Annotated in this window: 11 protein-coding genes; 2 read left to right on the top strand and 9 right to left on the bottom strand. The window is 56.2% G+C overall.

Annotated features, from left to right (window positions below):
• Window positions 1-4: 4 nt before the first annotated feature.
• Genes J5276_RS21710 through J5276_RS21695 form a run of 4 tightly spaced genes read right to left on the bottom strand, consistent with a single transcriptional unit; the run spans window position 5 to window position 3,826 of the window.
• Window positions 5-1,009 (bottom strand): ABC transporter permease, encoded by a 1,005-nt coding sequence (locus tag J5276_RS21710; RefSeq protein WP_003518264.1) that lies wholly within the window; start codon window positions 1,007-1,009, stop codon window positions 5-7.
• Entirely contained in the window at window positions 1,006-1,815 is an 810-nt protein-coding gene (locus J5276_RS21705) for an ATP-binding cassette domain-containing protein (protein ID WP_013762213.1), read from the bottom strand. Before J5276_RS21705 ends, J5276_RS21710 begins: the two co-directional genes overlap by 4 nt.
• Window positions 1,812-2,765, bottom strand: coding sequence for a substrate-binding domain-containing protein (locus J5276_RS21700; protein WP_174012270.1), 954 nt, complete (start codon window positions 2,763-2,765; stop codon window positions 1,812-1,814). The genes J5276_RS21705 and J5276_RS21700 overlap by 4 nt, the downstream gene beginning before the upstream one ends.
• A gap of 35 nt (window positions 2,766-2,800) precedes the next feature.
• Window positions 2,801-3,826: a LacI family DNA-binding transcriptional regulator gene (locus J5276_RS21695; RefSeq protein WP_112391855.1), complete on the bottom strand. Its 1,026-nt coding sequence runs from the start codon at window positions 3,824-3,826 to the stop codon at window positions 2,801-2,803.
• Window positions 3,827-4,353: 527 nt separating this feature from the next.
• Here J5276_RS21695 and J5276_RS21690 point away from each other — a divergent pair.
• The gene (locus J5276_RS21690) at window positions 4,354-4,641 is read left to right on the top strand and encodes a hypothetical protein (protein ID WP_174012315.1); all 288 of its coding nucleotides are present in this window, start codon (window positions 4,354-4,356) and stop codon (window positions 4,639-4,641) included.
• Window positions 4,642-4,752: 111 nt separating this feature from the next.
• Here the strand turns inward: J5276_RS21690 and J5276_RS21685 are convergent, their stop codons facing one another.
• From J5276_RS21685 to J5276_RS21665, 5 genes are all read right to left on the bottom strand, one after another.
• On the bottom strand, window positions 4,753-5,022 hold the full coding sequence (locus J5276_RS21685) for a DUF1488 domain-containing protein (RefSeq protein ID WP_209159650.1): 270 nt from the start codon (window positions 5,020-5,022) through the stop codon (window positions 4,753-4,755).
• Window positions 5,019-5,312 carry a hypothetical protein gene (locus J5276_RS21680; RefSeq protein ID WP_111800146.1) on the bottom strand — a complete coding sequence of 98 codons (294 nt, stop codon included), beginning with the start codon at window positions 5,310-5,312 and terminating at the stop codon, window positions 5,019-5,021. Before J5276_RS21680 ends, J5276_RS21685 begins: the two co-directional genes overlap by 4 nt.
• A gap of 605 nt (window positions 5,313-5,917) precedes the next feature.
• Window positions 5,918-7,870 carry a bifunctional diguanylate cyclase/phosphodiesterase gene (locus J5276_RS21675; protein WP_174012267.1) on the bottom strand — a complete coding sequence of 651 codons (1,953 nt, stop codon included), beginning with the start codon at window positions 7,868-7,870 and terminating at the stop codon, window positions 5,918-5,920.
• A 158-nt stretch (window positions 7,871-8,028) separates the two neighbouring features.
• Window positions 8,029-8,709, bottom strand: coding sequence for a DUF2161 domain-containing phosphodiesterase (locus J5276_RS21670; protein WP_065658436.1), 681 nt, complete (start codon window positions 8,707-8,709; stop codon window positions 8,029-8,031).
• A gap of 308 nt (window positions 8,710-9,017) precedes the next feature.
• Window positions 9,018-10,961: a methyl-accepting chemotaxis protein gene (locus tag J5276_RS21665; protein WP_112391853.1), complete on the bottom strand. Its 1,944-nt coding sequence runs from the start codon at window positions 10,959-10,961 to the stop codon at window positions 9,018-9,020.
• Window positions 10,962-11,477: 516 nt separating this feature from the next.
• Here J5276_RS21665 and J5276_RS21660 point away from each other — a divergent pair.
• Complete coding sequence (locus J5276_RS21660; protein WP_003518320.1) at window positions 11,478-13,073, top strand: peptide ABC transporter substrate-binding protein; 1,596 nt, start codon at window positions 11,478-11,480, stop codon at window positions 13,071-13,073.
• Window positions 13,074-13,080 lie beyond the last annotated feature (7 nt).

Raw genomic sequence — 13,080 nt, 5'->3', positions numbered from 1 at the left:
GGCCTCAACCCTTTTTTCTGGAACCCAAGCGGAAGTTGGTGGTGAAGATGCGCGTGTTCAGCCAGATTGCGGCAAGAATGATCGCGCCCGTGACGATCTGTGTGAAAAAGGGCGAAATATGCATCAGGATCAGCCCGTTGCCGATCACGGCAATGGTCATGGTGCCAAGCACGGAGCCGAGAATGGTTCCGCGTCCGCCCATCAACGATGTACCGCCAAGCACAACCGCTGCCACGACCTGCAGCTCAAAGCCGACAGCAGCATTGGAGGAACCCGAGCCGAGGCGTGACGCGATCAGCAGCCCAGCGATTGCGGATGCCACGCCTGCCACCAGATAGACCGATGCAAGGATCCATTTTGCCGGCATACCCACACGACGGGCAGCCTCCAGATTGGAGCCTACCGCCACGACCCGGCGTCCGTAGCGGGTGGACGAAATGACCACATAGGCCACGACAGTGATGAGGATACCGATCAGCGCCGGCACCGGGAAACCGAACAGGTCTCCGCGACCGAGAAAAAAGAAGCCGGGCGCATCCGGAATAGGCACCGAATACCCTTGGGTGATATAGAGTGCGACCCCTCGAAGGATGGACAAGCCTGCGAGCGTAACGATGAAGGCCGGAATGCCCTGATAGGCAATGAACCAGCCCTGCAAGAGACCAAGCACGGCGCCGAGCATGAGCATGGCGACCAGCACCAGAGGCCAGGGATAGCCCGCCGCCATGAGGATGGCACCGACGGCGTTGATCAGCGCAACCATGGAGCCGACCGACAGGTCGATCCCGCCGGTGATGATGACAAGCGTCATGGCGACGGAAACGATGAGGATGGGAGCGGCCTGACGCACGACGTTCAGCAGGTTGCCTGCCGTCAGGAACGTATCAGTGCTTACGGCAAAGAACAGCATGCAGGCGATGAAAAAGGCCGTTATGGACAAGACCTGCGCGTTTTCGGCGATGAAATCGGCGACGGGTGAGCCCTTGGCGCGTTCAGTGTAGACGGTCAATGGCGACCTCCCACGATCAGTTTGACGAGGTCTTCGAGGCTGGTTTCGTTGATCTGCCGTTCGGCGACCTTCGTTCCCTCGTACATGACGGCGATGCGATCACACACGCGGAACAGATCCTGAAGACGATGAGTGATGAGGATGACGGACACGCCCTTGGCCTTGACCCGGTTGATCAGCGCCAGAACGGCCTCCACCTCTGCCACGGCAAGCGCCGAAGTGGGTTCGTCCATGATCAGGACCTTGGGATTGAAGGACGCCGCACGGGCAATTGCGATTGCCTGCCGCTGTCCGCCGGAGAGTTTTTCCACCTTGGCCGTCAACCTTGGAATACGGATTTCCAGCGCATCCAGCATCTTGCGGGCCTCGGCCAACATCGTCTGCCGGTCGAGGAACGGACCCTTGGTGATCTCGCGCCCAAGAAACAGGTTGCCGATCACGTCTATATGGTCACAGAGGCTCAAATCCTGAAAGACCATCTCGATATTGCGATTGCGCGCATCGGCGGGACCGGAGAAACGGACCTCTTCCCCTTCGAGCGTAATGGATCCTTCATCAGGAATGTAGGTTCCGGAAATAACCTTCGTCAGCGTCGATTTTCCAGCCGCGTTGTCACCGACAAGGCCCAGGCATTCACCGGGATAGATGTCGAGATCGACGCCGCGCAGCGCCTGATGTGAACCGAAAGTCTTTACGATACCGCGAAGCGAGACGCGCGGTTCTTGCGCCGCACCGGAGAGATGCTGGGGGAGAATATCTCCCCCAGCGCCGGTGACAGCGGTTGGGTGCTGTCCGCCGGCGATCATTTGAAGACCGCCCGGTAGGGCTCGACATTGGCCTTGGTGACGATGGTCACGGGCACGGCAATCGTCTTTTCGACACTGCCGCCATCAGAAACAGTCTTCAGCGCCTTGACGGCCGCAGCACCCATGGCCGCCGGGTCCTGCTGGATGACACCCGCGACATAACCGGCGTCGATGCCAGCGATCGCCTGCTTGGTCAGATCCCAGCCGAAGACCTTGATGTCCTTCTGCTTGCTCTGGCTTTCGACGGCAGCGACGGCGCCGAGAAGGGCCGGTTCACCCGTTGCGTAGATTGCGGTCATATCCGGATTGCCGGTTATGAGGTTTTCCGCTGCGGAAAGAGCCGTATCCTGCACGTTCTGTCCGTCAACGACGCCAGCCGCCGTGATGCCGGACTGATCCTTGAGCGTGTCCTCAAAGCCCTTCTGGCGGATATTCTGGATGAAAGAGTTTAGGGCCCCGACGACGCCGATCTTGGCCTTGCCGCCCATGTCTGACTTCACATAGTCGACGAAGAACTTGCCCATGTCGGCACCAGCATTGGCATTGTCGACGCCAATCTGTGCCTTCTGAGGCCCTTCGGGCAATATTGCGTCGATAGCGACCACTGGGATGTTCGCTTCGGCGGCCTGCTTTACCGCAGGCATGATGCCGTTGACATCAATGGCGACGACCGCGATCCCATCGACCTTCTGCTGGATATAGGTCTCGATGGCGCTGTTTTGCGCTGCAGGATCGTTGTTGGCATTGAAGATGACGAGCTTGACGCCCGCTTCCTTCGCCGCCTTTTCCGCACCCTTGTTCATGTCGTTGAAAAAGATGGCCTGCTGGTTGATCTGCACGAGGGCTATCGTCTTTTCCGCGGCACCGGCAATGCCGGCGGAAAGCGTCGCCCCGGCCAGAACGGTGGCGGCAAGGGCTGCGGAGAAATATCTGCGTTTGATTATTGTCATTTGCGTTCTTCCTCTGTTGGTTTTGTCCGTCGCAATTATTGTTTCGACGGCGGCGCAACGGAGCTCCGCACGACGATTTCTACGGGAAGCAGCTCTTCCGGATGGGCCGGAGTTTCCTGTTCCCAATTGGTTTCGGCGAGCAACGACAGGGCGCGCTGGCCAATGGCCCTGACCGGCTGGCGAATGGCGGTAAGCGGCGGATCGAACAGATGCAGCGGGCCGACATCGTCGAAGCCGATCATCGATACGTCCTGCGGAATGCGCACACCCTGCGCCCGCAAGACTTCAATCATCCCGATGGCGATTTCGTCGGAGCTCGCGAAAATTGCCGTGGCGGGACGGCCTTCGGAAAGAAAACGCAAGGCCGCCTCGCGACCGAACTCCGCGGTATAGTCGCCGCAATAACGCATGATCGACGGCTCGGAGCCGCAATGTGTCCGCAACGCTGTCTCCAACCCAAGGAAACGCCGCTGCGTGCTGAGCATCTCTGCCGGGCCGCCGACATAAAGCACGCGTTCGTGGCCATATCCGGCAAGGTGTTCGCCAGCCAGGCGGCCGCCCTGTTCATTGTCACAGAACAGCTTCGGCACGGATGCCCCACTGACGTCTTCATCGACCACAACGACTTTGCCGGTGGCGCTGATAAGCTCGGCAAGCTCGTCCGTATCGGGGTGGTTGGTAACGAAGACCAGCCCGTCGACATGGTTGCGGGCAAGAAGCCGCAGATAGGACAGTTCGCGTCCCGGCCGGTTCAACGTTGCGAAAAGTGATACAGCAAGACCGCGCCTGTCTGCCTCCTCTTCCACTGCTGCAACCAGCATGCCGAAGAACGGGTTGCCGATATCGGGAACGACGAGACCGATCGTATCGGAGCGCCCACGGCTCAGACGCCGGGCATGCGGGTTAGGAACATAGTTGAGCTGGCGAATGGCGTCTTCGATGCGGGCCTTCGTGTCCGCAGGCAATTCCAGCGAGCCGTTGAGCAGCCGCGACACCGTGGCGACGGAAACACCCGCGGTGCGGGCAACATCCTTCAGACTGGTCGCACGATTTGGCGCCATCATTCTTCCCGTTCCTGTTCCCGTGGGCCTTTGGCCTCTTGATAGGCTTGTAAAGCGATTTACTAAACCGGTTTACAAGGAAATCCAAAACTTGCCCCCTGTCAAGATCATTTGGTGAGGCATTCGAATTTTGGCATATCCGAGACTTTTGCGGCCTTCCGACGGACAAAGGCCATCGGGGGACGAGTGACGGCGCTCCTCGCCTTCACATAGAGGTGTCTTCGATCAGCACCTCTGATTATCAGGATTGTTTCATTGCTAAATGAGTGAAACGGGTCCACTGTGTTTGTTCCAGCAGCTATAGTACGGGCGCTGCTGTTTAAGGGTTGAATACCCTGGCCCCGACAAAGGAGGACGCCATGTCTTCCATATTTCACCAACCGACAAAACAGAATCTCGCAACGCTGGCTGGCTACGTCTTGTCTGCGGCAAGTGTGGCGCTGATCGTTTACATCCTGATCGGCGCGTAGTTGCGATAACCGGCTGTAACTGTGCAGGTTTTAACGCAACGGAAAGCGGTGTTGGACATGATCGAAAGAACCACAGAGACCGAAATCACATTCACGCATCCGTTCCGTCTGGAGGCCCTTTCGGAACCCTTGGGAGCGGGCACTTATCGCCTGGTCATAGACGAGGAATTGATAGAGGGCCTCAGCTTCACGGCGTATCGCCGCGTGGGAACCCATCTAGAGATTCCCGCGATCGCTGTCGCCATGAACCGCCGCCAGTTCCTTCAGGTGTCCCCATCTGAAATCGATGATGCATTGGCTCGCGACGTCGCAACCGTAGACGCCGGCCCGCGCGCCATTCCATGATCCCGCAATGGTCGCGCATTTCCTAAAGTGCGTAGCAGTTTTACGCCCGGAAAATGCGTAAAAACAAATAGCTAGAGCACGTCAGACAATTTTGTCTAAACAGGATGTGCTCTAGCCGAAGTCGGAAGGCGTCAGGACGTTCAAATTGCGCCGGTACTTGGCATACACCTTCTTGGCAGCCTCGTAGATCGGCGTGCGCATTACGTCAAAAGACGAAAGGCATTGGGCTTCCGACATGCCTGTTGCATGCACGCCGCCCTTGGCGAGTGCAGCGGCTTCGACAAAAAACCGGATTTCGAACATGCCGTCATGGCCGAAAAACCGCACAGCTTTACGCACATCGTCAAAACTGCGGGCCGAGTTGGGGAAAGCCAGTGTCATGCTTCACACCTGCTGCGTTCTTCCCTTCGCAAAACGTTGCGACGATTGAGTGAAAGCATGCCATCGGTTGCTTCCGATATGCTGAGTTCAGTCAGCCTGCGGCCACCCACCCGTACCGGCACACCGGTGAATACATGATATATGGTCCAGGTTTGGTCCCTCTCGATCCTTCTTCCATATTGGGAGTCAAGCGTATCGGCGACGGAAGTCCCGCCTTCGTTCTCCCAAACTTCGATCCTGAGCGCCTGGCGTCTTTGGTCGTTGTAACTATTCATGGTCTTGCCTTTCATCCGAGGCTTCAGCGCGGCTTTGATCCGCGTGGAGCTTGTTTTATTCTACATTGCAACTGCTGCGTTCCTGTCTCTCGGTCGAAAGCCCCTATCGATCGGAGTGGTGCTTGAGCCAGACATCCCTAAGGACTAGATGCGGTGTCGTGTCCGGGCGGTACCAAGAAAATCCAGGAGCGAAACGACCAGATGCCATGAAATGGCACTGGAGAAATGCAGATGGTCTGCGTTGTGACTGGTGGCAGCGTAATCGCCCGTCAACCTGCATGCTCGTGACGCGACAGGTGACATCTCGGTGATTACCGCAAAGAAATACGGCACCGTCAGCGCAAACATTCACTAAATGACAACGAAGAAGAGGCGGTGCCTCTCTGACACCGGGGAGCCGTGCTGCCAGCACAACGAAGCTTATACTGCGCCTGGATTGCGCGGAAAACAAGGCGGACGCTAAAACCTGCCGGGCACACAAAGCAAACACGTCTATTCAAAGCACGCATTTCTACGCCACGATAGAAGTAGCCGAGCCCTGTTTTCCTGTCCTTCCCCGGATCAACATCAGCAGGCAGGCATCGCAGCCGGAAAATCGGGCCCGAAAAACCCAGGCCACTTTAGGCTGATAGGATCATGCGCTTTTTTTCCTGTCTGGAAAGAAACTCACGGACATCCTGTTCTCGTAGTGGCGCCGCATAGATATAACCCTGCACCAGCGTAGCACCGAGACCTTCAAGGGCCGCGAGTTCCTCCCGTGTTTCGACCCCTTCCACCACGCATTCCAGCCCCATGTCGCGGCTGAGCGTGAGCAGCGATTTCACGATTTTGTAGCTGGCTGGCTTTTCGTGCAGATCCGTGACGAAGCTGCGGTCAATCTTGATCTTGGTGAGGGGCAGAGCGTGCAGCCGTGTCAGGCTGGAATAACCGGTGCCGAAATCATCAAGCGAAATGCCGCAACCGAGCCGCCGCAGCATTTCGACCGACTGCCTGACCTGTTCGAAATCATGCGCAAAGGCCGTTTCGGTAATTTCAAGGTCAATACGTGTTGCGTCGAAGCCGCTGTTTTCGATGATGCCGATCAATGACAGCACGCCTTCGCAGGAATTGAGGTCATGGGCCGAGAGGTTGAAGGATAGTCTAAGGGATGGCTCCCATGCCGATGCGGAAACGAGAGCGGCTCGAAGAAGAGGCCGTGTCAGCGAGCTGACGATACCGGCCCGCTCGGCAATGGCGAAGAACTGGGCAGGCGGGACATGCCCAAGGACCGGGCTGTGCCAGCGCGCCAGTGCTTCAAAGCCCGCAGCTCTTCCATCGCGTATGTCGACGATCGGTTGGAACACGACTGAAAGCTCGTTTTCTATCTCTTTCTGCTTGAGCAGATGTTCGATACGGGCTTCGATATTGATCTGCTTTTCGTGCTCCGCATCGAATAGGACGGCATCGCCGCGCCGGGTTTTCTTGGCGTGATACAACGCATAGTCCGCGCGGTCGAAAAGTTGCTCAAGCGTCAAAGCGAGGCACGGAAATACGGCTATCCCCATGGAAGCAGCGACATGCACCGTTCCCTCGGGCAGATGATAGGGCGCCCTCAACCGTTCCGAGATCACGTTCGCATTTACGACGAGTTGCGCATCATCGGGTATGATCGGGGCAACGATCGCAAACTCATCTCCCCCAAGGCGGAATGCCTTGCTGGTCGTCAGAGTTTCGGTGAGACGTTTGCTGACGTTGACGAGCAGCCTGTCGCCCACGGAATGGCCGTAAAGGTCGTTGACGGGCTTGAACCCATCAAGATCGATAACGCCAAGCGCCAGTCGCGTTCCCGCCACCCTTGCTTTTTCGATTTCGGCTTCCAGATGGGCGAAAAAGGCGCGGCGGTTGGGCAGTTCCGTCAGACTGTCGATATTGGCAAGCAGCAGGTTCTCATTGTTCAGCGCTTCCGTACGCTGCTGCGAAACAATCATGCGCTCGAAATTGCGGTAGTTGGTCAACAGGATGGACATCATGCCAGCGCAGACCAGAAGGACATTGATGGCAATGGCGATGAATGTCGGTTGCCTTGAGGCCAAAAAGAAGATGATGAAGGCGCCGTTGACGATGGCCGTGACCATGAAGGCGGCCGAACGCACATACATCAGACAGAAGATGCAGGAGATAACGGTAATCGCCATGTAGAAGGCGACATGGGACTGCGTATAGGCGTCCCCATAAGGCACCAGCAAAAAAGACCAGAGCGTGAATATAATGGCGATACCGGCTGCCAGGCGATTTGTGCGCTGAAGCGCTGCATGGGCCACCTTCGGCGGGGGATCGATACCGCGGGTTCTCCACCAGAATGCAACCCTGACGGTGCAGCCGAGTGTGAAAAAAGCGGGAATTCCAATGGTGAGCCAAAACGGCGCCAGTTGCAGATGTGTAGTAGCCAGCGCCCATGTACTTGAAATCAGTATCAAATACATCATCGGCATCTGCCGGGTGAAAGCGCGATATTGTGCTTTCAGCAGGTCCGGATTGTCGGACCGGACAGACATAAAATACAGCAATTTCTGTTTGGCGCTAAGTATGTTCATTTGCACGACTCATCGAGTACAGAGTCGGTTATTTATCAAGTCCGTATTACATCATTGGAAATACACAAGGTAAATCAAGAGGAAATGAAATCAACTCCAAGGTGTGCAGTCATGTTTTTACATAATCTGCGCAAATAAGCTCTATTGCTGAATAGAAATTAGCTGGGTACGACGATCGTTGCCGGCGTTTCTTGTTGCGGCCATCGCTGTAGCGCCTCCTGTCCGGCAGGGGTCAAGCCATAGACGCCTCTATCCAGACGTTCAAACCAGCCATAGACGTTTGCAAGCAAGATCTTTCCGGCATCTGGTATGCCGGATCTGACCTGACGCACGCGCAGCGGCCCTGATGCCAACGCCAAAGCGCAGCCGAGTGCCTGTTGGCGATACGCGGTCATGATTGGTGCGCGAGTGCTTCCACCCACCGCCGGATCTCCGCGTCGCCTCTTGTGTTCACGTATCAATCGCGAACGCCGTTTTGGGTTGGTTCGCGGCATCGGTGATATGGAACTGACGATGACGCTGACGTCGCCAACATCGGAAATGCCGAGCATGCCGATCCCGAGCCTGCGGCAAAGGTCGCGGTAACGTTTGTCAGCCTCGCGGCCCTTGCCCTTGGCTGAGACCCGTGCCGCAATCCAGACCTCGTCTGCCATAGCCGCGCGATCAACCGCCTGCAAAATAAGCTCCAGATTGAAGCTCAGTTTCAGCTCGCAGATGACGACAACAGGCGGATCGTTATCGCTCAAGCCCACGAGGTCGCAACTGCCAACCTCGCCTTTGACAGTGTAGCCCGCTTCCTCGAGGAAACTTTTGACGGGCAGATAAAGCGAAGTTTCCATGTACCCGCGGATTAAAGTGACGAACCAGGCCCTAGATATATCGATCCGCCTGCGCAGAACAACCGCTATAACCACCAATACGGTTGCAAGGTGTCGGTGATGCGGGCAATCGCCAATAGTACTGGAATGATCAACTGGCACTTCTCCCAAGAGCGGACGCTTTTTGGGGGAGATACGATCAAAAATCGTCACGGATTCGATGTGCGATCGGCAAGACACCGGCGATCAGAGTCCAATCGCCGGTGCAAGTGTTTAAAACAATGCTTTCAGTCTCTCATCAGACGTCAGGCGTGAAAGACGCGCATTTATCAAAACTCTTCCCAGTTGTCCGGCGATGTGCTCAGGGCAGCATTGCCGGAGAACGCAGCTTTAATCTTTCCGCCGAGTGCACGCGCAGGAGAAACTGCAGGCCTGTCGGCGGACGAGGCTGCGCGAACCGGTGCGGAGATTTCGCTGTAACCACCTTCTGACAACTTGAACCGAGCGAGCAGTTGGTTGAGCGACGAAGCCTCGCGTGCAAGCCCGTGGCTTGCCGCCGTGCTTTCTTCCACCATGGCAGCGTTCTTCTGGGTGTCCTGGTCCATCTGGTTCACAGCCGTATTGATCTGCTGGAGACCAGAGGATTGCTCCTGTGCCGATTCCGCGATCGCCATCACGTGACGGTTGATTTCCTGTACTTCCGTGACGATGAGTTCGAGTGCCTTGCCCGTTTCGCCAACCAGTTGCACACCCTGCTGAACCTGACTGTTCGATGTCGTAATGAGATTCTTGATCTCCTTGGCGGCACCGGCGGAACGCTGGGCCAGTTCGCGAACCTCTTGGGCAACAACCGCAAATCCCTTGCCCGCCTCACCGGCACGGGCAGCTTCCACGCCTGCATTCAGCGCCAGAAGGTTGGTCTGGAAAGCAATCTCGTCGATCACGCCGATAATGTTGGAAATCTCATCAGCGGATGCAGCAATTTGCTCCATTGCCGTGACAGCTTTCTGCACCACTTCTCCCGACTGTTCCGCACCGACTTTTGCGCGACTGACAAAATGGCCCGCTTCTTGCGCCCGTTTGGTCGAGTCTTTCACCGTCGTGGTGATCTCTTCCAGTGCAGCAGCTGTCTCCTCGACGGCCGCTGCCTGCTGTTCCGTACGCTTGGCCAGATCGTCGGCTGCGGCCCTGATCTCGTTCGCGCCGGAGTCGATGCCGCGCGCGTTCTGCGCCACCTGGTTCAGAGTCGATTGCAGCTGTTCCGCTGCCCTGTTGAAGTCGCCGCGAATACCGTCAAGGCTGGACACGAACGGCTGAGCGATCCGGTAAGTAACGTCGCCCTGAGCGATCTTCGAAAGGGCAGCAGCAAGGTTGTCGACGGCGAATTGCACGTCGGCAGCTTCTTTCGCCTTCTGTTTCTCGCGCTCTATCCGGTCCTGCTCTGAAGATGACCGATGGTTTTCCGTTTCATTCTCAAGCCGGAGGCGCTCGATGGCGTTCTCGCGAAATGCCTGAACAGCAGCGGCCATCTGGCCGACTTCATCCTTGCGGTCCATACCTTCGATTTCGCTGGCTGTATCGCCTGCCGCCAACGACCCCATCCGCTCGCGAAGCCGCGCAATCGGAGTGGTAATGCCACGCGAAGAAATAAGCAGGCCGAGCGCGATCAATGCCAGGGAAACAATTGCTATGCTGACCAGAGCTGTCCAGATTGTCGTGTTGGTGCTGGCCGTGAGGCGCTCTCTTCCATCGTTCATCACCTGGATCAGTTGCTCGTTGCCCGCACTGATTTTCGGTGAGACTTCAGTTATTTTTCGAAGGACGTTAAGCGCCATCTGCTGAGCTTCAGCATTTTTTCCCGCCTGCATGAGAGCGATGACCTGATTGCCGATTTCCTCAACCTCGGCAACGCCCTTGAGGATATCACGAGCGGCATCCGTCCGGGCCGGCACCAGCTGCATGATTTTATTCTGCCGTTCTTCCAGTTGCTTCCGGTCGGCCTTGAATGTTTTGACAGCGGCCTCGAAATCACTGCTGGTCGAGTCATTGAGGCTGGCGCGAAGCATCTGCATGCCGAGTGCATTGAGATTGCCGCTCGTTCGGGCGTTCAGCACCGCAGCAAGCGCCTCATTGGCGATGAAATCGCTGTAAACATTGTCGGTATTTTTATACTGCAAGCTGACGTAGCTGATTCCGGAAAGCGACATCAAACTCATCACTGATATGACGAATAAGACCTTTGTTTTTATTTTGGTATTCTTCAGGAAAGACATGAATAGCCTCAGGGCAAGCGCTCCTCCAGCTGTCCGCGCAGGAAGCCAGGGAAACAAACAATGGAACATCGCGGGTAGCTGTGCCCCTCCTCATAGGGCGACAAGCGGATATCCGCTCCGGGCCGCCAAAGGCTGGGCGCGTTGGATCCACTCGTTCTACCAGCCCCGCCGATGAAACTTTGGAACCTGCGTATTTTAGATTTCACAAAATTACTAAATGAAGTGTTACCCGGCATATGCAAACGATGACATGTATGATGCCGTAAACTTACTCGGGCTTTTGGCGGCATCGGTATTTTCACGAGGATATCGATGGGGCCGACGGCTTCCCGCATCGATTTAACCGTCCGGAGGTCGCGTCACGCGAGGCAATGTCCAGCGTGCGGGCCATGGCTTTGCCCTTATTCTGTTCGATCAGCAGTCACGGTGTATGCATAAACTCACAATTTATTGTGGTTGCCCTTCGGAGCAATTTGGCCTTGTTTGTAGACTCACACTCTTCACGGGAGGGAAATTATGTCGATAAAAACAACAACTCGCGCCACGCTGCTGGTAGGATCGCTTCTGATTGGCGCAAGTTCCGCACTTGCAGAAACAGTTCTTCACCGCGGCAATTCCGGGGAGCCTCAGACGCTCGATCAGGCACAGACCTCGATCAATATCGAAGCCTTTATCCTCAAAGACCTTTATGAAGGTCTCACCATTTACGATGCTGCCGGCAAGATCGTTCCCGGTACGGCGGAAAGCTGGACGCTGTCTGAGGATGGTACCGTCTACACGTTCAAACTGCGTGCAGATGCGAAGTGGTCGGATGGCACTCCGGTAACGGCTGGAGATTTTGTTTTCTCCTATCAGCGCGTCGAAGACCCGAAGACCGCAGCAAAATATGCGAATATTCTTTATCCGATCAAGAACGCCGAGAAAATAAACAAGGGTGAAACTTCGGTTGACCAGCTTGGCGTCAAGGCCGTGGATGACAAGACCCTTGAGATCACACTCGAGCGCTCAACACCGTTCTTCCTTGAACTCCTTGCCCACCAGACAGCTCTGCCGATCTCGAAGGCAAGCTTTGACAAGAACGGAACCAACTTCGTAAAGCCGGGCGTCATGGTGTCGAACGGTGCTTACAAGCTTGAAGCGCATGTTCCCAATGACAGCTTGACGGTGGTCAAGAACACCAACTTCTGGGACGCATCGAACACCAAGATCGACAAGGTCATCTTCTACCCGATCGACGACCAGGCCGCATCCGTTCGTCGTTTCGAAGCCAAGGAAATGGACCTCGCCTACAACTTTTCCGCGGACCAGATCGACCGCCTGCGCAAGGCCTATGGCGAACAGGTTCACGTTTCGCCGACGCTTGCGACATACTACTATACCTTCGACACGCGTGAAGCGCCGTATAACGATGTCCGCGTCCGTCAAGCCCTGTCCATGGCAGTCGACCGCGATTTCCTCGCCAAGGAAATCTACAGCGGTTCGCAGGTTCCCGCCTACTCCATGGTTCCTCCGGGCATGGACTCCTACGGTGAGCCTGCGAAAGCAGAGTTTGCGACGCTGTCGCAACTCGATCGTGAAGACGAAGCCGTCAAACTCATGAAGGAAGCCGGTTACGGCGAGGGTGGCAAGCCGCTTTCCGTTGAAATTCGCTACAACACAAACCCGAACCATGAGCGCGTTGCCACCGCTATTGCGGATATGTGGAAAAACACCTTTGGCGCCAAAGTGTCACTGGTGAACCTCGACGTCGCCTCGCATTACGGCTACCTGCAGGAAGGCGGCAAGTACAACGTTGCGCGTGCAGGCTGGGTTGCCGACTATGCGGATGCGGAAAACTTCCTCGCCCTTTCGGTATCCTCCAACAAGACCTTCAACTACTCGAAGTTCAATAATGCCGAATATGATGCGCTGATGCAGAAGTCCTATGACGAAAAGGATCCTGCTGCTCGCTCCAAACTGTTGCACGAGGCAGAAACCATCCTCATGAAGGAACAGCCGGTTGCTCCGCTTCTCACACAGGCGGACCTGTGGCTGGTTTCCAACCGCGTGAAGGGTTGGGAAGACAATGCTGCTAACGAACACCTCAGCCGCTTCCTGAGCGTTTCCGAATAAGCAGTGC

It is taken from the genome of Agrobacterium sp. S7/73, assembly GCF_019355535.1.
GTDB classification, from domain to species: domain Bacteria; phylum Pseudomonadota; class Alphaproteobacteria; order Rhizobiales; family Rhizobiaceae; genus Agrobacterium; species Agrobacterium tumefaciens.
This window is presented reverse-complemented; position numbering and strand designations above follow the sequence as displayed.